This window comes from Psychrobacter sp. CX16 (assembly GCF_057396245.1).
Genome location: NZ_JBXYJF010000020.1, coordinates 1 through 22206, shown reverse-complemented (window position 1 = coordinate 22206; position 22206 = coordinate 1). Strand labels below are relative to the sequence as shown.

General features: G+C 41.6%; 19 protein-coding genes and 1 pseudogene. 5 read left to right on the top strand and 15 right to left on the bottom strand.

Translation table 11 applies throughout. The features are described 5' to 3' along the window. Positions 1-340 precede the first annotated feature (340 nt). Positions 341-1261: an N-acetylmuramoyl-L-alanine amidase gene (locus tag AC2SLM_RS08510; protein WP_486553218.1), complete on the top strand. Its 921-nt coding sequence runs from the start codon at positions 341-343 to the stop codon at positions 1259-1261. A gap of 40 nt (positions 1262-1301) precedes the next feature. Here the strand turns inward: AC2SLM_RS08510 and AC2SLM_RS08505 are convergent. Next, a pseudogene (locus AC2SLM_RS08505) lies at positions 1302-1532 on the bottom strand (M48 family metalloprotease); the annotation flags it as partial. 595 nt (positions 1533-2127) lie between these two features. On the opposite strand from AC2SLM_RS08505, the gene drt2 reads away from it, so the two are divergent. Next, positions 2128-3570 carry an antiviral reverse transcriptase Drt2 gene (drt2, locus tag AC2SLM_RS08500; RefSeq protein ID WP_486553216.1) on the top strand — a complete coding sequence of 481 codons (1443 nt, stop codon included), beginning with the start codon at positions 2128-2130 and terminating at the stop codon, positions 3568-3570. A 150-nt stretch (positions 3571-3720) separates the two neighbouring features. Here drt2 and purL read toward each other — a convergent pair whose 3' ends face one another. After that, a complete protein-coding gene (gene purL, locus AC2SLM_RS08495; protein ID WP_486553214.1) occupies positions 3721-7722 on the bottom strand; it encodes a phosphoribosylformylglycinamidine synthase in 4002 nt (1333 codons plus the stop codon). Positions 7723-8142: 420 nt separating this feature from the next. Here purL and AC2SLM_RS08490 point away from each other — a divergent pair, with 420 nt between their 5' ends. Beyond that, entirely contained in the window at positions 8143-8640 is a 498-nt protein-coding gene (locus tag AC2SLM_RS08490) for a pyridoxamine 5'-phosphate oxidase family protein (RefSeq protein WP_486553212.1), read from the top strand. Positions 8641-8760: 120 nt separating this feature from the next. Here AC2SLM_RS08490 and pgsA read toward each other — a convergent pair whose 3' ends face one another. The 10 genes from pgsA to AC2SLM_RS08440 form a co-directional block, all read right to left on the bottom strand. Beyond that, positions 8761-9408: a CDP-diacylglycerol--glycerol-3-phosphate 3-phosphatidyltransferase gene (pgsA, locus tag AC2SLM_RS08485; RefSeq protein WP_486542471.1), complete on the bottom strand. Its 648-nt coding sequence runs from the start codon at positions 9406-9408 to the stop codon at positions 8761-8763. A 245-nt stretch (positions 9409-9653) separates the two neighbouring features. Then, a complete protein-coding gene (locus AC2SLM_RS08480) occupies positions 9654-10568 on the bottom strand; it encodes a class I SAM-dependent methyltransferase (RefSeq protein WP_486553210.1) in 915 nt (304 codons plus the stop codon). Between the two features lie 4 nt (positions 10569-10572). Further along, entirely contained in the window at positions 10573-11424 is an 852-nt protein-coding gene (locus AC2SLM_RS08475) for an undecaprenyl-diphosphate phosphatase (protein WP_486542415.1), read from the bottom strand. A gap of 72 nt (positions 11425-11496) precedes the next feature. Further along, positions 11497-12186, bottom strand: coding sequence for a tRNA (adenosine(37)-N6)-threonylcarbamoyltransferase complex dimerization subunit type 1 TsaB (tsaB, locus tag AC2SLM_RS08470; protein WP_486553252.1), 690 nt, complete (start codon positions 12184-12186; stop codon positions 11497-11499). Between the two features lie 228 nt (positions 12187-12414). Then, positions 12415-13122, bottom strand: a complete 708-nt coding sequence (locus AC2SLM_RS08465; protein WP_486553208.1) for a YidB family protein — start codon at positions 13120-13122, stop codon at positions 12415-12417. Positions 13123-13319: 197 nt separating this feature from the next. Further along, a complete protein-coding gene (locus tag AC2SLM_RS08460; RefSeq protein ID WP_486553207.1) occupies positions 13320-13745 on the bottom strand; it encodes a hypothetical protein in 426 nt (141 codons plus the stop codon). Positions 13746-13814: 69 nt separating this feature from the next. Continuing rightward, on the bottom strand, positions 13815-14090 hold the full coding sequence (locus AC2SLM_RS08455; protein ID WP_486553205.1) for an FAD assembly factor SdhE: 276 nt from the start codon (positions 14088-14090) through the stop codon (positions 13815-13817). 91 nt (positions 14091-14181) lie between these two features. After that, a complete protein-coding gene (gene folP / locus AC2SLM_RS08450; protein ID WP_486553203.1) occupies positions 14182-15084 on the bottom strand; it encodes a dihydropteroate synthase in 903 nt (300 codons plus the stop codon). A 216-nt stretch (positions 15085-15300) separates the two neighbouring features. Continuing rightward, entirely contained in the window at positions 15301-17187 is a 1887-nt protein-coding gene (gene ftsH, locus AC2SLM_RS08445; protein ID WP_486542467.1) for an ATP-dependent zinc metalloprotease FtsH, read from the bottom strand. A 423-nt stretch (positions 17188-17610) separates the two neighbouring features. Continuing rightward, a complete protein-coding gene (locus AC2SLM_RS08440) occupies positions 17611-18243 on the bottom strand; it encodes an RlmE family RNA methyltransferase (protein ID WP_486553202.1) in 633 nt (210 codons plus the stop codon). Positions 18244-18488: 245 nt separating this feature from the next. Here AC2SLM_RS08440 and AC2SLM_RS08435 point away from each other — a divergent pair, with 245 nt between their 5' ends. Then, complete coding sequence (locus AC2SLM_RS08435) at positions 18489-18824, top strand: YhbY family RNA-binding protein (RefSeq protein WP_486553200.1); 336 nt, start codon at positions 18489-18491, stop codon at positions 18822-18824. 228 nt (positions 18825-19052) lie between these two features. Here AC2SLM_RS08435 and AC2SLM_RS08430 read toward each other — a convergent pair whose 3' ends face one another. Further along, positions 19053-19814 (bottom strand): CHAP domain-containing protein, encoded by a 762-nt coding sequence (locus tag AC2SLM_RS08430; protein WP_486553199.1) that lies wholly within the window; start codon positions 19812-19814, stop codon positions 19053-19055. Positions 19815-20075: 261 nt separating this feature from the next. On the opposite strand from AC2SLM_RS08430, the gene AC2SLM_RS08425 reads away from it, so the two are divergent. Then, the gene (locus tag AC2SLM_RS08425; protein ID WP_486553197.1) at positions 20076-20615 is read left to right on the top strand and encodes a hypothetical protein; all 540 of its coding nucleotides are present in this window, start codon (positions 20076-20078) and stop codon (positions 20613-20615) included. Positions 20616-20899: 284 nt separating this feature from the next. Here AC2SLM_RS08425 and lpxC read toward each other — a convergent pair whose 3' ends face one another. Next, positions 20900-21796 carry a UDP-3-O-acyl-N-acetylglucosamine deacetylase gene (gene lpxC / locus AC2SLM_RS08420; RefSeq protein WP_486553251.1) on the bottom strand — a complete coding sequence of 299 codons (897 nt, stop codon included), beginning with the start codon at positions 21794-21796 and terminating at the stop codon, positions 20900-20902. Between the two features lie 175 nt (positions 21797-21971). Next, positions 21972-22206: integrase core domain-containing protein (locus AC2SLM_RS08415; protein ID WP_486551188.1), on the bottom strand; the 235-nt coding region annotated here is incomplete at its 5' end.

The window sequence follows — 22206 nt, the reverse complement described above, 5'->3', positions numbered from 1 at the left end:
CCTCATCATATTACTTATAATAGAGTTACTTATAATATGACTAAGTTTTGGCTAGAAGAATAGGTTAACTATTCAAGCATTTAGCTCAATTCAAACCTCTAATCGGGTAAGAACACGCTAATCATACAAGGTAATTTTTATGTTGTCGATAGCTAAGCTTTGAAATAACACTTAAATCTAAGTTTAACAATAAGTTTTAATCAATCAGGTCACAATTGGGCATTATTATTGCTCAGTTGTGTAGCAACTGACTATATTGGGCTGCCTTCTTATTCTAAACAGACTGACCCCTCGCTATTTATCTTATACTCTCTATCACTATCCTATAGAAAATACTGCCATGACACGCTTTGTTAAAAAAACCTCCCCCGATATGAAACGCACTGGGTTACGACACTTGCCAATTCTAACCGTATTGGGCATTTGTTCAAGCCTATTGCTGACCAGCTGCGTTACCTCACCTACCGCGCCTTATATTATTGATAACAAAAGTTATCAATCTCAGGGCAAAAGCGAGCGCATTAAATATATTATCTTGCACTATACTGCTGAAAACGAGGCGCAATCTTTAGAGATATTGACCAAAGGCAATGTCAGCGCGCACTACTTAGTACCACTTGCTGACAACAATAAAATCTATCAGCTAGTGCCTGAAAGTGAGCGCGCTTGGCATGCCGGCTCAGGTGGATTTAATGGTCGAAAAATATTAAATGATACCTCTATCGGTATTGAGATTGTTAATCTGGGTATAGCGCCGCAATACCGAGGACGCAATGCTCAGGCTGAGCTTGATGCCAATAATGGCTATCACCCTTATAATCATTATGTTGGCTTTACCGATGTGCAAATCAAGAAAGTCGCACAACTGATCAAAGATATTACCAAGCGCTATGACATTCAGCCAACAGATATTATTGGCCACTCAGATATGGCGCCGTCTCGCAAAATTGATCCAGGCGCAAAATTTCCATGGGAGCGGTTATATAAGGAATACGGTATCGGCGCTTGGTACGATGAATATGATAAATACTACTTTATGAATTCACAGGACTTTGAGTCTGAAAGTATCATCGATATTAAGCAGCAGTTCCGAGAATACGGCTATGAGATAAATCATACCGATGAATGGGATAGACCTAGTCGCAATGTGGTTTATGCTTTCCAGCTGCATTTTCGTCCGCATCACGCAAATGGGATTATGGATTTAGAAACCTACGCCATTTTAAAAGCGCTTAATAAAAAATATAATCATAAAAATTAAGCGCTTTTATCAGTCGATACCTGCCAATTATACTGTGTGACTAGCGACCATTAGGTGCTTTAGTGGCTGCTTGATAAATGGGCATTACTTCAGGCAATTGCTTTTGAATCTTATTAATACGCTGCTGAGAGTTAGGATGCGTAGACATTAGAGTGACAACAGCATTGCTACGACCATTGACCGCCTCCATTTTCTTCCAGACAGAAACCGCTGCTTTAGGGTCATAACCCGCTTTAGCCATCAACAATAGACCACCTGAATCAGCAGCTGAGCTTCCGTATCGGAGCTATTTAAAAGAAGTGTTTTATGCAGATTATGAGTCATATATTTTTTATGACTATGTCCGCCCCTCGTCCCTCGGGGGAGAACAAGAACTTATATTAGAGTTAGGTATGACGTACTCTGTATACTAAAAGAATAAACGATATAATCGCAATAAATAACTTTTATTAATTGAAGTACTATTTATCATTTTGAAAAATTTGCATTCTAAATTGTGCTTTTACTACTTTGTAAAACTATATCCTTGACAAATATAAGGGAGTAATTAAAATAAACCTGCATCTAGGATTTGCCTAGGTGGTAGCGGATGTCAATCTTTGGGTAAGCGCCCCAAATGACCATTCTAACGTTAGAATGCTAATTTGTGTCGCTCCATAATCATCTGTTAGGTATACAGTTAGTATATTTATAATGGTTAGTAGGTTGAGCATATCGCATTTCCTCATACATGTTGGAGACTGTGCTGAAGAGGAGGTTGCCTTAGTAGATTGGTTTTATAGTCGAGGAGGTAACGTAGACTTTTGGGGGGTGCTTCGAGAGAAGTTAAGGACTGCAGTCATCTGACCCTCATAAGTTGGCATCAAATGAAGACTATTGAAGAAAGTTTTTTCAAAAAAAGACAAGGTAAACGCAATTATCTACACTTTGATAAAAAGCGTTCACCTACTTACTTATGCAAATATGTCACTAAACCTGCCAACATAATTAAACATTCTTTTTATCCTTTCATTTCTTATGACTTAAAAGAAAAAAAAGTTAAGCAAGGATATATACCTTTAAGAAAAAATCCTGCACTTCCTTTATTTACTTTAGTAAAAAATTATCCTAAAAAAATCCATCATCATTTTTACCCATTTATCTCATATAAAAAAGCTAAGTTATATGCTGTCCCAAAACTTAAGACTAGACCGATTAGTTATGCCAGTCATTTTGATAGCGATATCTATGCTTACTATGCTCACCTATTGACCCCATCTTATGAAAACTATCTTGTAGAAAATAATTTGCAAGACACTGTACTTGCCTATAGAAAAATAGTAAGAAATATAAGAGGGGAAAAGGTTTCTAAGTGCAATATCCATTTTAGCAAAGATGTGTTTGATGACATTACTAGACATAAAAACTGTGTTGTACTTTGCTACGATATCTCAAAGTTTTTCGATACGCTTTGCCATGTGATACTCAAGAATAACTGGTGTAAGATTTTGGATGAAAAGCATCTACCAGAAGACCATTACAAAATTTATAAAACCCTTACTAAATTTGCAACTGTCGATAAAACTTTACTTTATAAAGAGTTAGGCTTTTCTCTAAATTCTAGAACACTGCATAAGCGACATGAAGTACTATGTAGTTCTAAAGAGTTTCGAGATAGAGTTAGAGGAAAAGGATTAATTAGTATTAACACACTTGCGAAGGGAATTCCACAGGGCTCACCTTTGAGTGGACTATTATCAAATATATATATGATGGATTTTGACAAAAATGTGAAGGAATATGTGCAAGAAATTAGTGGGGAGTATTACCGATATAGTGATGATATGATTTTTATCATAGGTGATGAACATGAAAAGAACTTTGTTAATTTTATTGAAGCTGAGATACTAAAGCTAAAAATAGAATTGAATAAAAGTAAGACTCAAAGAGTTGTGTTTAAGGACGGTATTCTAGATTTTAATACGAGTAAAGTTAACTTTAACAATCCGAATAAACTTCAGTATTTGGGTGTGCTTTATGATGGTGAACAAGTACTTCTTAGAGATACTGGACTCTCGAAATATAATCATAAACTTAGAAAAGCTATCAGAATGCGTTCAGCACATTACAGGCGTTTGAAAGAAAACGATAGCCTAAAAGAACCTAACATTTATAAGAGAAAGCTTCATTGTCGGTTCACTTATATTGGCAAAAGAAACTACATTAGTTACGCTCTTAGAGTGTCCACAGTGCATAACTCTAAGAGTGTTAAAAGACAAGTAAAAGGTCATTATAAGCTATTTAATCAGTATTTGAATGAAAGGATATGATTTAGGTACGCTTTACGCACCATTTAGAACTCTTATTTGCAGAGTAGGTAGGCTGAGGCTTTAGCCCATTCCATAAGAACAAACTCGTAAAAAGGTGAGCCATTTCTGACTCACCTTTTTATTAACGTTCTGATTTAATTAATACAGCGTCTAACGCAACCAAGCACGTGCGTTACGGAACATACGCATCCATGCACCGTCATTTGCCCACTCGTCTGGCTTCCAGCTGTGGTTGACTGCGCGTAACGTACGTTCAGGGTGTGGCATCATTAAGGTCACACGACCGTCTGTACTACAGATACCAGTCACACCACCAAGTGAACCGTTCGGGTTCAGCGGATAAGTCTCGGTTGGATTACCTTGGCTATCCACATAACGCATTGCGATTTGACCATGGCTTGCCATACCGTTTACTTCCGTCTCAGTTAAGGTCGCGAAACCTTCACCATGTGCCACTGCGATTGGTAAAACACTGTCTTGCATACCTTTTAATAAGATAGATTTGGTACGCTCAACTTTTACGTTTACAGTACGTGCTTCAAAACGTGCCGACTTATTATAAGTGAAGCGTGGGAAGTTTTCTGCACCTGGAATTAAGTCTTTTAGCTGTGCCATCATCTGACAGCCGTTACACACGCCTAAGCTGAAGGTGTCAGGACGCGCGAAGAAGCGAACGAACTGCATACGCAAGTCGTCATGGAATAAGATTGAGTTTGCCCAGCCAGAGCCAGCACCCAATACGTCGCCATAGCTAAAGCCACCACAAGCCACTAGACCATTAAAGTCACGTAAATCGATACGACCGGCTAATAAGTCACTCATATGGACATCAACCGCATCAAAGCCTGCACACACAAAGCCTGCTGCCATCTCTAACTGACCGTTCACACCTTGTTCACGCAAGATAGCTACTTTTGGTTTGTTTGGACGGCTCTCTAAATATGGCTCTTCTACTTTTTGATTTAAATCAAAATTTGCCTGAGCGATTAGACCATGATGATTTGCATCTGCAATCAAATCAAACTCTTGCTGTACGCACGCTGGGTTATCACGTCGCTTAGCGATCTGATAGCTCACTTGCGTCCATGTTTGTTGTAGGTCGCTACGGCTAAATACTAGTGCATTGTCGCCTTGATGTGATGGCGTGATAATGGTTAGCTTATCTTGATTTGCACCGCCCACTGGCGTCTCAAAAGTCTGACCCACTAAGCTTAGCATGCCAGCTACATTATGCTCTTCAGCAAGTGCCATCACTGCTTCAACGTACTCTGGCAATACTTGAATGACAGCGCCAAGCTCTTCGGCGAATAACTGGCCTAATAGATTGTCATCGGTTAAGTTTAGGTTCACAGCCAAGCGATTGGTAAACTGCATCTCAGCGACCGCAGCCAACAGACCACCATCACCGATATCATGATAAGCGCTTATGACACCTTGCTCGTTACCGGCTTGGATAAAGTTAAAGAAGTTCACCAAGTCTTGTGGGTCTGCTAAGTCTGGGCTCTCATTACCTAACTGGCTTTGCGTTTGCGCTAGGATTGAGCCACCCAAGCGGAACTTACCGTGTGATAAATCTAAACGATACAAGCCTGCGTCTGCATTTTTAAGCTCAGGCGTCAATGTTTTGTTTACATCAGTGACTGGCGCAAAGGCAGTAATCACAAGACTCATTGGGCTAACCACTGATTTCTCTTCGCCCCCATCTTGCCAGTTAGCACGCATAGATAGCGAGTCTTTACCCACTGGGATAGCAATGCCTAATGCAGGGCACAGTTCTTCACCAACAGTATAAACCGCTTCATAAAGTGCCGCATCTTCTTTATCTTCACCACAAGCGGCCATCCAGTTTGCAGATAAAGTAATGTCTGAAATCTGATTGATGCGCGCACCAGCGATGTTGGTAATTGCTTCACCGACTGCTAAACGAGCTGAAGCAGACGGATCAATCAGCGCCACAGGTGGACGTTCGCCAATACTCATTGCTTCACCGGCGTCAGCTAATAAGCCTGAGCTAGTCACTGCGCAATCTGCCACAGGCACTTGATAACGACCCACATATTGGTCTTGAGTCACCATACCGGTAATTGAGCGGTCGCCAATACTGATAAGGAATGATTTACTGGCAACGGTTGGGTGACGTAATACGTCATGAACCGCTTCGCTGATATCAACTTGATCAAGCTGAAGTGCTTCAAGCGTACTTTCGCCACGCTCAAAGGCACGTTTCATTTGCGGCGTACCACCAAGCAATACTTGCATTGGCATATCAACCGGTTGTTCGTCTAATAAAGCATCATCCACTTGTAAATGGCGAATCTTAGTCGCTGTGCCCAAAATAGCGTACGGACAGCGCTCACGCTCACAGATAGCGTCAAATAACGCTTCACTTTCTGGACGAATAGCTAGCACATAACGCTCTTGTGCCTCATTTGACCAAATGGCCATTGGCGACATGCCCGCTTCAAGCGATGGAATATGGCGCAGGTTTAATACTGCACCCATGTCATGATCGTTAACCAACTCTGGCATCGCATTTGATAGACCACCTGCACCCACGTCATGGATAGAAACAATTGGGTTGCCATCTTGGCTTGCAGCGCTTGCTTCGGCATTATTACCAGCAAGTGACCAACAGCGGTCAATAACTTCCTGACAACGACGCTCCATCTCAGCGTTATCACGCTGAACAGAGGCAAAGTCTAAACCTTCATCAAGCTCACCACTGTCAACTGACGATGCTGCGCCGCCGCCCAAACCGATTTGCATCGCAGGGCCACCAAGTACAATTAATAAGTCGCCTTCTTGAATGCTGTTTTTCTCAACCAAGTTACGTTTGATATTACCGTAACCACCGGCAATCATAATTGGCTTATGATAGCCACGCATTTCGCTACCGTCTTGGTTTTTACTAGTATCTAATTGGAATGAACGGAAATAACCACATAGATTTGGACGACCAAACTCATTAGAGAAGTTGGCTGAGCCTAGCGGTGCTTCGGTCATAATCTCTAAGCTTGACGCCATACGATCAGGCTTGCCATATTTTTGACTGTTAACCTGACCCGATTGCTCCCACTTCTCTGGCATCTCTGGTAAATGTAGATGCGATACGTTAAACCCAGTTAAACCTGCTTTTGGTTTACCGCCGCGACCGGTTGCGCCTTCATCACGAATCTCACCACCAGCACCGGTTGATGCACCGGCATAAGGAGCAATTGCGGTTGGGTGGTTGTGGGTTTCGACTTTCATTAGAATATCGATATACTCCTTATGGAAGCCATATTGATGTATCTCAGTCGATAACAAATCATCGCTTAGCTCAGACTTTGGTAACGGATAGAAGCGCTGAGCTTCAAAGCCTTCCATGACCGCAGCGTTGTCTTTATACGCTGATAGAATACCTTGTGGGTTTTTCTCATGAGTATTACGAATCATTTTAAACAGTGATTTTGGCTGTACCTCGCCATCAACCGTCCATTCTGAGTTGAAGATTTTGTGACGGCAATGCTCAGAGTTAGCCTGCGCAAACATCATCAGCTCAACGTCAGTTGGATTACGTTTAAGCTCATCGACGTACGCCGCCATTAAGTAGTCAATATCTTCATTTGATAGCGCAAAACCAAACTGCTTATTGGCTTGTTCTAGCGCACTACGGCCCTGCCCGATGACATCAATATGGTTTAAGCACTCTGGGCTATGATCATCAAACAATTGTGCCAGCTTGCTCATATCGTACACCAAGCTTTGGGTCATACGGTCATGCAAAATTTGCTCGGCTTGCTTTGGTAGCTTAGCAGGCAAGTTATCCCCAGTTAGAGTAAAAACAACAACGCGCTCAACACGCTCAATATCAAGCTCACAGTTATTAAAGATGTCTGTCGCTTTACTTGACCAAGGCGAAATCGTACCAAAACGTGGGCTAACAATAACTTGGCATTGACCTTCTTTGGCTTCAATCGTGGCGACTTCTTCACCTTGATTGAGTAAGTCCAATGCTTTTTTACGCTCTGCATCGTTCAATTCGCGAGACAGGACATACACTTGCTGTGTATCAATGCCGGTCACATTAAGCGCCGTTTGGCTATTTAACTGCTCAATCAGCTGATTGGCTTTAAAGTCGGTTAAAAAACGGTGTCCAGCGAGGGTCATCATAAGGCAATTTCCGCAGTGTGAAAGTTTGGTGTAGAAAACTGTATTAAAGAGTCTTGAGGCAAATCATATAAATTGCATCACGTAAACAACCTAAAATCAGGTCAACAAAAAAGCTATATAAATTAGCCGCTATTATAGCAAGAAGTTACCCTTGCCGTCGCCTCGAAACTGTCATCTTTGTCCTGTATTTCTATAAAGTTTTGATTTTAATGAATGCCGTCTACCTAGAGCGTTTTTGACTCTGCCTGTTACTAAATTTCAGAACAGATGCATAGTCTTACTTAAGACGAACGTGCTCTTACATAAATCAGTATGGTTGTCATCATAAAACATTTAACATATGTTCAGTTATTTAGAAAAGATAACTTGAGGAAACATTCAAAAACAATAATCAACCAACCCACAAAAAAGGATATACCGATGAGTAAACAACAGGAAATAGATATCATTACTGCAATTGTTAAAGACGTGAAATTTGCGATGTTAACAACGTTAACGGATGAAGGGCATCTACATGCCTGCCCAATGACCACTAGCGAGACCAGCTTAGGCGCTCGTGAAATCTGGTTTATTGGTGATAAAGAGTCAGAAGCGGTTGCTAATATTAAGCAAAATCCGCAAGCCAACTTAGCGTACGTTAGCAACGATAATAAAGACTATGTCAGCATTAACGGCACAGCTGAACTGGTTGATGATAAAGCCAAATTAGAAGAGCTGTGGTCTCCTATCTATAATGCATTTTATGAGCACGGTAAAGAAGACAAAAATGTACAGTTGATTAAAATTGTACCAAACGGTGCTGAGTACTGGCGTAGTGGCAGCACCGTGATTAATACTGCAAAAATGGCAGCGGCTGCTCTACAAGATGGCAAAACTGCCGAGAGCCTAGGCGAAAATGGTTCAGTAGAATTCAATTAATCCTGAATGAAGGTCAGTTCACAGAACCTTTATTGATCAGCTTATAATCAACAAACAATAAGCAAAGAAAAGCCCTAACAATGTGTTAGGGCTTTTCTCATTTAGATATATCTGATTGGTCTAGCCACTTTGTTTTAAATAAGGCCAAGCGGCACGCATATAAATCATCATTGACCACAGCGTTAATATGACCGCTGCCATCATTAATATATAGCCCAGTATCTCAAGAGACTGAATATTTAATAACAGTACCGTAATCGCTATCATCTGAAACGTCGTCTTAAGTTTACCCACATAAGACACCGCCACACTGGTTCGTGCACCCAGTTCTGCCATCCATTCACGCAGCGCCGATACGGCAATCTCACGTGAGATAATCACGATGGCTGCGATTGCCATAATAATATTGGGATGCCACTGCACCAATACGATTAAGGCCGCAGCGACCATCAACTTATCTGCAACAGGGTCCAAAAAGCGACCAAAGGCTGAAACAATATTCATTTTACGCGCAAGATAACCATCTAACCAATCAGTAATGGCCGCCAGCACGAATAACAACGTCAATATCAAATGACGCAGCATACTGTCACTAAATGCATCCATATTCATGCCGATATTGGCAATAGCATTATCGGATATCATCGGAACACCGATGCCAAGCGCAGGCGGCCAATAAGCGATTGCGACAAACAGTGGAATCATCAAAATACGAGCGATGGTTAGATTGTTTGGCAAATTGAAGATGCTTGCTTCTTTTTCAGACATTGGCATTGATTCAGTCTTAATCGGTTGGGAGTTAATGGGTTTAGTCATAACGGGTCCGCTCAGGATATAGCATCGACAGCCTTACTGATAGGGTGTTGCTAGCTTAGCACTTCCATTCAAAATTAGTAAGCCCAATTCTGGAAGGGTCGGGTCAATACAGAGGGTTAATTCAGTGGCATTAATCGGAAAGGCCTAAGTAGGTCAATTAATCACATACCCACCATAACTTTTCGCACGCTTTAGACTTAAGCAAAATAACCATCAAAACGTACCACATTATTTTGCCATGTCTCATCTTCAACTTTTTTAGCAAAAACAGGGGCTGATACGGGTCTTTTTACCACCACTCTACCACCTGACTTCACACTCGTTAATGCTAAGTTTAATAGTCTGGCTTCTTCCTCACTATCTGGAGGATTGGCTATATGATGTAGCGCTTGCATGTGCTTACCGACTTTGGCGCCTTTATTGGTACTGGCATGCTCATAGCTGTTTTCTGGAAACATGGGGTCCAAATAAACCACATCGTAGCCATTATAATCGTTATTAATGTCAGAAAGATGATGCTCACTACTATTATCAATAACTTGACTTGACTGCGGTACCGCTTGCTGTATCCGTTGTTGCATATACTGAGCCGAATCTGCGCAGATAATATTTAATCTTGCCATCAGTTTATGCCAATTTTTATGCTGTGCCATCACCTGCTGTTCATGCAGTAATAACAGCGCTATCAGCGGGTTACGCTCAAGCAAGGTTACTTGCGCGCCTGTACTGGCCAATATCAAACTATCATGACCAAAACCTGCAGTGGCATCTAACGCTCGATTATCCTCATTAAGTTTGCAAGCTTGCAATATCAATTCAGACTTACGCCCTGCTCTAACCACACGGCGCTGCAATGTCTGCCACTCTGGCGCCACACTTATTTGATTGGCAACCAAGCTTAAATTTTGTTTCTCATCAAGTACCAAGAGCGGTATCGCATACTGCTCACTGAGCTGTTTGCGCACCTTTTGTGTCAGTTTCTGCTCTATCTTAATTGGCTCTAAAGATAGCGGTAAATCAGACTGCGCTGCCCGTTCAATAACCGCATCGACAGCCGTCACATCTAAGGCATTGGCATAAACAAAAGGAGCACGAACGATGGCCTTATTCATTCGCCTATCCTTGAATGTTATATCCAAACAACCAAGCTGCTAACAATACCAAGACACCAGTGGCAATACGTAGCCATGCAAAAATCGTAAAGTCACGACGGCTCACCCAGTCTACTAGCCAGCGAATACATAATAGCGCAACGATAAAGGATACCAAAACACCAACGCCTAGCACCACCCAGTCCTCGCTGCTGCTTAACACATCTTTATGCTTTAGCATATCTAGAAGGCCCGCACCAACAATAACGGGAATACCTAAAAAGAAGGAGAATTCTGCAGCCGCTTTACGCGAAACGCCAAGCCATAGCGCGCCAATAATGGTCGAGCCTGAGCGCGAAGTACCAGGAATCAATGCCAAACACTGGAACAAACCGATTAATAGGGCTGTTTTTAGACTCACATCTTCCGCTTCTTCCGCAATCACTGGAATAGGTTTTCGTTCTACATAGAAAATCAGAAGACCACCAATAATCAGCATAATAGCGACGGTATAAGGATTAAATAAATACTCCTTAATCTGATCCGCCATGGTAAAGCCCACAATCATCACCGGTATGGTTGAGACAATAAGACTAAGACCCAATTGACGTGGATTCTTCATCGTATGAGGGCCACTAGACTTACCTGTGATTAGACCCATTAATGCGTGCCATAAGCGTCCCCAATATTCATAGATGACCGCTAAGATAGCACCCAGCTGAATGACCACAATCAGTAGGTCTGCTTTGTCTTTGGTCCAAAAATCCATGATATCGGCTGATAAAATCAAATAACCTGTACTGGATATGGGTAGAAACTCCGTAATACCCTCAACGATGCCCATAATAATGGCTTGGAAAATGAGTAATATATCCAAAATAAGCGCTCACTCTAAAATGTATCAAATTAACAAAATTGGGAATTACCACACCTATAGGCAGCTTATTGTTTAAGCTTTACCCTGCTCTTTTAGGGTCTTCCAAGTATTATTACGCAGATAAACCGGCAAGGCTTGTTCTGCTGGCACGCCGCCCGAATGTAGATACTGAGCAATACCCAGTTTAGCCAGACTCACCGCGTCAGGATTTATGTGAGCTGCGACTGTTTGATTATCTTGAGAGGCTAAAAGCTCTGCGCCATTACCCGCGATTAGTAGCGGCTTCTCGGTAGCGCTCTCATAATCAAGGAGTCTCTCTTCACTACCCTCAGCTTGCAGCATCACTCCATTGGCGCTATTATCTAATAGGCCTAATTGATATTCGCCAAAATAGACCTGCTTCATTCTAGCATCAAGCGCAGCATATACATGCGTTGCTCCCAGCTCATCATAAGCTGTTTGCGCAATCGCAGCCAAACTAGACACCCCAATGCAAGGCAAATTATGAGCCACAGACAAAGCCTGTATCACAGCTGTATTGATTCGAATACCGCTAAATGGGCCTGGACCACGGTTAAATATGAGCGCGGTCACGTCTGCAAGCTTAACACCAGCTTGTTGCAATGCCGCATCAATCATTGGCAATATTTGCTGAGTTTGCTCACGCTTACCTGTCTGAGTGTGATTGCTTAATACCTTCAAATCTTGGCTAACAATTGCCACAGCGCATTGATCAAAAACGGTATCTACTGCCAAAAACATAGGAGCCTCTTTTTTAGCGTTGGGATGGCGGTATTTTTCAATCCACACCACATAAGAATAATGCGCCTTATCATACCACCTGCGCCGGTTTTGATAAATCACTATAGTGAAAGTGGATAGGGATTATTTTAATACCGTTAAACAGGTCATGCTTTATCGCATTAAAAAACCAGACAACTGCATTAGTCATCTGGTCTTAACATGGCGTTTAAGTCGGTCATTTTGGTTTTATTTAGGTAAATTTGCTGAAATTTGGCTTAAAATTTCATTAATCTCGCTATTAGCCTCTTCTTCCTTATCCAGACCACCGGTTGGGGTTAACTGGTTAAATACTTCTGGTAATAACTCGGCCAAACCTTGACGTACTTCGGTTTCATCCGCCCCTGTTTGCTGTACAACCTGATGAATCTCTTGCGTATCGAACAATTGATCAACTTCGTTTGGATCTAGGTTCTCATTCTCTTGTTCGGTACTTAACCAAGACTGAGCTTGTGGGCCATGACCCATGTTTTGGATTTTTGATAACGCACCAGATAAGCCGCCATTACGCTGAATCCAGCCTAAAACTAATGGCATCAAGGCTGCAATTAGCATACCTTTACCGCCGCCCATACCGGAGCGCGCTATACCGCCTCGATTACCGCCGCCTAATACGCTGCCTAGTATTGAGCCTAAACCGCCTGCACCGCCGCGACTATTGCCACCCATTTGGCTACTAAGTACGCTACCTAAGATATCGTCCATACCAAAGCCATTGCCACCAGTAGAACGAGGCGCTGCTTGTGCCCTGTTTCCACCTAATACGCTACCCAAAATATCACCAAGGCCACCGGTACGACGAGGCTGAATACGCTGGTTTACAGGGTTACGTTTTGCATCTTCTGGATCCATTGCTTGACGGGCAACTTGAGTGATTAGATTTCCTAGTAAGCTCATAATATATCCTTTATATTATTCGTTTTGAATAAGTAGTTTTAGCTAAGTTTATTTTAGATAAATAGGTTTAGGGAAAGCCCCTAATATCAGTCCAATATTATGGGATATCAAACAGGCAATCAATGCTTTTTGGTATCAAAGGTGTGAGATAAGGTATTAATAGCAAAATCGTGTTTATTTTAGTGATTATTGACGCCCTATTTCCATCTACTCAATACTTTAAGCTGACGCCAACACGTAGAATCGACTTGGTCTTGCCAAATCAGGACATTTTTTTGCCTTACTAAAGGATGAACCGTCTGAAACTTAAACTGAATAAAATGGGCAAAGCTTTGCACGTCTATAAGCTCAGCTTCCCATAATACCGGCGTCTCCCTACCGCGATATATCAGCTGCCAACGACTGGTCTTTTGTGTGTCCTCGGCCGATGTAAAATGCTGCGGCTGATGACTAAGTGATAGTCTCAAACCATATAACACACTGCTCAAGCAAACTATCACACCCACTGCCCACCAAGGCATTGCCAACACCGCCGCTGAAATCACAATACAAACCAGATAACTGGCTGCATATAAATGCCGCCAATAACTGGTAGTGCGAATACTAGAATCTATCCGGCTCAATAGACACTCCTTGATTCATTAATCTAGGAGCAGATAAACACTGAACCTCTAGGCAGCAAGCATGAGTCATTAAGATAAATTATCACCATGCTGCAGCTTTTTAAGCTTAAGCACCAACTCAGTCACTTCACTGTCCTCTGGAGTATCTTGATTCATAAAGTAGTTTAGTAAATCAGGATCTTCATAGGTCAGCAGCTTAGCAAACGTCGCTTGCTCGTCCGCATTGGCTTGCAAATAATGATGCTTCACGTAAGGATCAATATAAAAATCTAACTCTTTTAGTCCTCTGCGTGCCTGATAAATAATACGTCTTTGCTCGTTGGTTGGTTCTGGCTGTGTGGTCAAAATAAAGCTCCTCGAAATAAGACTAAATTTATTGCTATTAATAAAACTATATTCAATAACTGGCTGCACAATTATTCATAAAATGCTTAGCCTAACTATTTAGCTGTTGCCACAGCGCTAGCCCTTGCATCGTCAGACCGACATTATGAGTACGTATAATACTGGCGCCTTGCTGTACAGCCAACAAAGCTGCTGCCATGCCAATGCCATCCCTATCTATAGCGCTATGCTCTTTAAAGACTGCCACATCAGAATTGTGTAGCACCTCACCTAAAAAACGCTTACGTGAAATACCAAATAATATAGGCAGCTGTAGTTCATGCAGATGACTTAACTGATTGAGTAAGATTTTTTGATGCTCGTAATTTTTTGCAAAACCAAAACCGGGGTCAACAATAATGTGCTGACGTTTAACACCAGCATTTAGAGCACATTCAATACGCTGTTGTAGCTCAGATATCATCTCAAGCACTACATTGTCATAACTCGCCTGACTGCCCATGGTTGCAGGCTCACCGCGCATGTGCATTAACACCACGGGAATATCAAGTTTGGCTGCCATCTCTGGCGCACCGTCACGTATCAAAGCACGTACGTCATTCCAAATATCGGCGCCTGCTTGCACCGCCTGCTTTATCACTTTAGGCGAACTGGTATCTATTGAGAGCCAGATATCATCACCAAACTCTTGGCGAATCGCCTCAACGACGGGTACTACACGTGCACACTCTTCTTCTTCGGATACAGGCGTGGCATTAGGACGTGTTGACTCACCACCAATATCAATAATGCTAGCGCCTTCACTGAGCATTTGCTCGCAGTGCTTGATTGCAGCCGATAACTCATTAAATCTACCACCATCTGAAAAGGAATCTGGGGTAACGTTCAAAATACCCATAACATGGGGCTGACTCAAATCTAACGATTTTGATTTGGCATCGCTATTAAACTGATATTTTGTCATCAAGACATTTGGCAAGTCATGTAATTGCATGGTCATTATTCTTATTCAAAGACATTAACTAGTATGGATAACACATCATTTTATGCCCTACATTCTAACAGATATCAGAGGTAATAAGAGAGAGGCGCTAACTAATGACTAGAATAGTAGCCATAAAAAAGCCCCTCTCTATTGAGAAGGGCTCTTTGGAATAATGCAGGGTATGAACCAGTACCATCCATAACCGTAGTAGACTATATAATTAATCTACATGGCTGGTAATGGTGGCGGTGTAGCACCTGAGCTGATATTGTCATCTTTTGTCGGGGTTACATCTTTTTCTTGATATACTTTTGGCTCACGTGGTTCACGACCTGCCAAGATATCTTGTAGCTGATCTCTATCGATGGTTTCCCACTTCATTAACGCATCAACCATGATATGCATTTTATCTTGGTTGGCTTCAATGATTTCACGAGCGATATCATATTGCTCTTCTAAGATACGACGAATCTCTTCATCAACCTTTTGTTGAGTCGCTTCAGAAATCGTACGTGCGCCGCCACCGAAGTAACCTTGATTAGCATCATCATCTTCATAAACCATGATACCTAATGCATCTGACATACCATATTTGGTAACCATCGCACGCGCCATTTTCGTTGCACGTTCAAAGTCATTAGAGGCACCCGTGGTCTTCTGGTTCACGAACACTTCTTCTGCGATACGGCCACCAAACAAGATAGCGATGTCATTAAGCATCTTAGACTTATCTTGGCTCGTCTGATCAAACTCAGGCAACTGCCAAGTCACACCCAAGGCCCAACCACGCGGCATAATCGTTACTTTATGCACAGGGTCAGTGCCTGGTAGCATCTCTGCCACAAGTGCATGACCTGCTTCATGATAGGCAGTCGAACGACGCTCTTCTTCACGCAGTACCATAGACTTACGCTCAGGACCCATATACAGCTTGTCTTTCGCATCTTCAAAATCATGCATATCAACACTGGTCTTGTTACGGCGCGCTGCAAATAAAGCGGCCTCATTAATCAAGTTAGCAAGCTGTGCACCACTAAAGCCAGGTGTACCACGAGCAAGTGCGTTTATATCTACGCCCAAGGTTGCCGGCAGCTTTCTAAGATGCACTTTTAGAATCTCTTCACGGCCTTTGATATCTGGTAAGCCAACGTGCACCTGACGGTCAAAACGACCAGGGCGTAATAACGCTTTATCCAGTACGTCTGCACGGTTGGTTGCGGCAATTACGATAATACCATCATTACCTTCAAAGCCGTCCATTTCAACAAGCAGCTGGTTAAGCGTTTGCTCACGTTCATCATTACCGCCGCCCATGCCAGTGCCACGGCTACGACCGACTGCATCAATCTCATCGATAAAGATGATACAAGGTGCATTCTTTTTGGCTTGCTCAAACATATCACGAACACGTGATGCACCGACACCAACGAACATCTCAACAAAGTCAGAACCTGAAATTGAGAAGAAAGGTACTTTGGCTTCACCAGCAATGGCTTTTGCAAGTAAGGTTTTACCCGTACCTGGTGGGCCTACCATTAAGATACCACGAGGAATTGTCGCACCCAGTTTGGTGAATTTGTCAGGATCTTTTAGGAAATCAACAACCTCAACCACTTCTTCTTTGGCTTCTTCTGCGCCAGCGACATCATTAAAGCTCACTTTAATTTGGTCCTCGCTCAGCATTTTGGCTTTTGATTTACCAAAGCTCATTGGACCGCCCGCTTTACCGCCTGCACCGCCTTGCATATTACGCATAAAGAACAAGAAGATACCGATAATCAGTAAAACAGGGAAGCTTGCAATTAACAGTTGCATTAGCACACTTTGACGCTCAGGGGCTGCCCCTTGAACCTCAACATTATGCTCACGCAGTGTTGGCATTAACTCATCGTCAGCTACCGCAGGAAGAACAGTCTCAAATTCTGATCCATTCACTTTTTCACCAGTGATTTGCTCACCGTCGATTTTGACGCTTTTTACTTGATCTTCAGTGACTTGAGTTACAAACTCAGAGTAATTGAGCGTATCCGGCTCATTACCGCTATCAAAGTTGCTAAATACCAGCACTAATACGCCGATAACAACTAGCCACAATAAGGTATTTTTTACCATGTCGCTCACAAGCTATACCATCCCTTACTTGTTAATTTATTCGAAATTCTGCCTAATCTAGCATTATAGCATGAGGTAGGCAGACAATGACGGCTCGTCACTCGGTTAATACACCCTGTTATGATTCTGTCATTTTCAAATAAATGATCTTTAACGATTACATATTTTAGGGAGAAAATTGACAAGCCATTACTCATTTAATGTTTTATCTTATAACTTACTTTATTAGGTCACTACCTGCATATATCAAGCGCAGTAAGCGGATTGTTAAAACACTCCTATCAGGAATTGCCAACCAGATTAGTTATACTAGGCTACTCAAACGCTTTATAGCTATGGCCTAGCACCTCTTGCCCACTGCCTGCCTTCTGTTAGATGTCTATAAAAACTTTAATCAATAATCTTGTTTAAAAAATCTTATCGCTATTTGGTAGCGACCCAAAACATCTCTTTGGAACGGGCACGAGAAGCCGCAGGTTTAACACTGCGTATTTTTGAGAACTGTGACTGCATTTGTTGACGCAGCTCTTGAGTGCCCTCGCCTTGGAACACTTTCATAATTAATGAGCCGCCCTCTGGCAATACCTTTAAAGCAAAATCAACAGCAAGCTCACATAGATAAATCATACGTGGCTGATCCACGGCTTTATGACCTGAAGTGTTGGGCGCCATATCAGATAACACCACATCAACCTGCCTGTCACCCACTTCTTTCATCAATTGCTCAAACACCTCTTCTTCACGAAAGTCCCCTTGGATAAAGGTCACATTCTCTAAAGCATCCATCGGCAAAATATCAGATGCAATTAACACACCCTCATCACCAACCAAACGGCCAGCCACCTGCGACCAACTGCCTGGCGCACTACCCAAATCAACAACCGTCATCCCTTTTTTAATTAGGTCGGTCTTTTCATTAATTTCTAACAACTTATAGGCAGCACGCGCACGATAACCCTCTTTTTGAGCCAAATGAACATAATGATCATCAATATGCTCTTTCATCCAAGTTTTGCTGCTTTTCGATAATGATTTATTGGTAATACGTGTCGCCACAATACCCTCGCTGTTATAAATAATAGACGTTACAGCTTAATTCTAGCATCATTTATCCTCATAAAGGGTCAAAGCCTGTCAAGATATCCAGACTTTAGCCATTTAATCTACTTTAGTTTGTTACAAATGATGCAATCAGGCAATCTACTCATGCAAGTGATGCCAACTTTCTTTATAATGGCAGCGTGTTATTTAAACTTTCCAAGGCTGACTAAGTTAGGCCTAATAATCAATACTGAGACATTATGAGCACTGCTAAAAAGACCCATCCTAAGTTAGATACAACTGAAATGCGCCGCCTGAAAGGCATTGGTCATGCATTAAAGCCCGTTGTTACTATTGGCAACAAAGGCCTTAGCGAATCAGTGGTTGAAGAACTTGATCGCGCTTTAAATGATCATGAGCTTATCAAAATCAAAACGCCGCCAGGTACCAAAGAAGAACGTGAAGCCTTTAGCGATGAGTTAGCGGACAAAACCGGTGCCCAGCTTATCCATAGCATTGGCCGTATGGCATTATTGCTTCGCCGCAACCCGAATGCCAATCCTAGATTATCTAATCTATTGCGCTTTAGTGAATAAATACCATTAGATTAACGAGCTAGGTTAATATTGACCTCTCAAGATGTTTAAGCTCGATACATTATGTAGATAAAGGCTGCTAATTTTAAATTAGCAGCCTTTATTATATGCAGGGTTTATATAATAATATTGTCAGTTTCATCCTATTTGAGTAAAGACACTCAAATTAGAGATATCAAAAAGCCCAGCCTTAGCTGAGCTTTTGTTCTAAGCATTAGACGATTACTATTATTCGTCCATTGCTAAGTAGATGCCTTCATTCGACGCATCATTTAAGTAACGTGCATCACGCCATGTGGTGTAAGAATAAGTGTCACTGTATGGGCTCTTTCTTGCTTGGCGGAAATCTGATACCCAGTTGTTGCCATCAAAAATTTGAATATGGCCATGTGGATGTTTTGCTGAGCGGTTATAAACAACAACATCACCAATTTGTGGTGCTGAGTTATTGCTGATTTTTACAAAACCTGCTTGAGCCAAGGTACCACGAGTCGCATACTGATATGCTGATGGGTTTGGCGTGAAGCTATAACCAGCTGATTGAAGTGCTTTACGAACATAACGTGCGCATAAGCCAATTGTTCTTGAATGTGCAGCGCTTGCAGCACGAGCAGCAGCAATGGCTGGTGGCGCTGAGCTGTCAATACGACTTGAATAACGTGATGGATTGTTCGCAGTTGTTGCAAAAGAAGTTGTGGCGTATTGGTTAGTCAAGCGCTCTGCAAGTGCTGATAAAGTATCTTCTTTTTGCTGAGCCTGTGCACTTAGCACTTCAATGCTCTGAACGCGTTCAGCGGTATTGTCTGACGAGAAGTTAGAGTAATGGTTAACTCTAGTAATCGAAGAGGTACCTACGAGCGGTGTAATAGAAGTATTACTACCTGACGCTAATGACGTACTTTGTGGTGGCTCAAATGTTTGCTGTACCGACGCATTTACTTGTGTGGCACTAAGCCCCATTAACGACAATATAATAAGTGACTTTTTCATAACGCTCCCAAAATTAATCTTTTAATGTACCACCCAACTTACCTGTCAGATAGCCTTCATGGCTCTCATGTCCTCAACATCTCTCTAACGAGACGCTGCTGGTATTCGAAGCAGTACACAACCTAACTTTGATTGCGCTATTTATACTGTATTTGTTGGCTGCTTATCGCAGGGTTAACAAAATCTATTGGTATAAATTAAGCAGTTGTTTATCCTATACAGCTATACTTCACTTACTAATTATTAAGTTTGAGGCCTGCAATGCAAAACCCGTTAAAACCCAATCATCTAGCAAAACGCATTGATCATCAAAAGTCTGCGGCGTCTGCCTTGCCTGAAACTTTAAAAGAAAAATGCACTCAGTTGAATCAATTTACTCAAGAGATTAAAACACTGTTAGATAGAGGATTACCTGAGGAGATATTAAAATCTCTGTGGGTCGTTAAGTATGAAGAAGGACAACTGGTGCTCTCAGTGCAGTCTCAGACCGCTGCTAATCACCTTCGTTACCAATCTAACAACCTAAATCATATACTAAAAGAACAATCTCTTACATTCAGACAACTAAAAAATATAGATGTAATCGTTACTTACCCTGCTTCGATTGATCATTTAAATGAGAACCAGAATTACTTAAATCCGCATTCAAAAAAATCTAATTTAACTAATAGTAAGGGCGCAAGCCATAGTATACATGGCTTAACCGAAACGACGAAACGAACTATAGCATACGCAATTGAACATGTCATCAAAGATGAACGGTTGAAAAAGACGCTTGAACGGCTTTTAAATAATCACTAAAACCCTTCTGTAAAGTTATTTTATGTAACTTACTGTCGTATTGTTAGTACTCAGTGTTTAATTTATACGACTGGCTCGTTAGTTTTTCTAAATATTAGAGATTTTGATTAACTAATACTTCATTAATATTAGCCCTGAGGTATTGCCATGGTTAGGATTGTGAGATTTTTCACTTATATTCCATAAAAAAAGCGAAACTCTCCTTTCGCTAAAATTGATATTTCCACATTGTTGCTTTCACAGTCACTAAAAGACGGAAAATAAATTCAAAAATCACTTGAAATTTATAAAATATAGTCTATTGGTACTTTATTTTTGTCATAAAATGTTACAATTTCGAAGTTTGAAGGGTCAGAATATAGAGCTCTAACTAATTTATTATTGAGTCCATGCCCAGATTTATATGCTTTAAACTGTCCGATTAAGCTATGTTTTGCCAAATATAGGTCGCCTAGCGCATCTAATATCTTATGACGAACAAACTCATCTTTATGGCGTAGGCCATCTTTATTCATAATACCCTTGTCATCTAACACGATTGCATTTTTGAGGCTACCACCCAGTGCCAGATTGTTCTTCTGCAGATACTCAATATCACGCATAAAGCCAAAGGTACGGGCATTACCTACATTTTTGATATAACTTTGCGTTGAAAATTCGAACGTATACTTCTGAGTATCTTTCGGAATGCCAGGATGGTCAAAGTCTATTTCAAACGCCATGCTAAAGCCATCATAAGGTACGAGTTCTGCCCATTTATCTTCTTCCGTTACGCGTACTGGCTTTAGAATTTTCATAAATTGCTTAGGCGCATCTTGCTCTTCAATCCCCGCCTCTAGCAGTAAGTCGACATATTGAGCGGCGCTGCCATCCATAATAGGAATCTCTGCATCCGACACCTTAATTAATAGATTATCAATTCCCAAACCAGACAATGCGCTTAATAGATGCTCAACAGTGCCGATTTTAACCCCATTGACGACTAGATTAGAGGACATCGTCGTATCGGTCACTAAGAAGGCATCAGTGGCAATAAGAGGCGCATCAGTAATATCCGTACGTAAAAAATGAATACCGGTATCAATATCTGTTGGCTCTAATACCATAGTGACGTCCTGCCCACTGTGTAGACCCACGCCCACGATGGTAATCGGCTTCTTTAAAGTCCGTTGTTTCATAATTAAATCCCCTTAAGACTGTCTCGCTAATATATTTTGTGAAATTCTAACACAGTAAAAACCTCATGTTAGCGCGTCTTGGCATCCGAACCTCATTCATTTAGCAAAACATACTGTCTCGTCCTAAAATAGGTTGATGATTTAAAACAAGCCAGATACCCCGTGTATCTGGTTTTTTCTATGCAGAACACCCATAACTTTGATGAAACTCGAAAGGCGTTCTCATATTCAAACTCAAATGCGGTCTCATATGATTATAAATATAAACCGACTCATCAACGAGCACTCTTAGCTCATCTAACGTATTACACTGATGAATTAAAAACTCATCCTTTAAAATGCCATTAACGCGTTCAGCTAAAGCATTTTGATAACAGTCATAGCCATCTGTCATAGACGGTCTAATGTTGTTC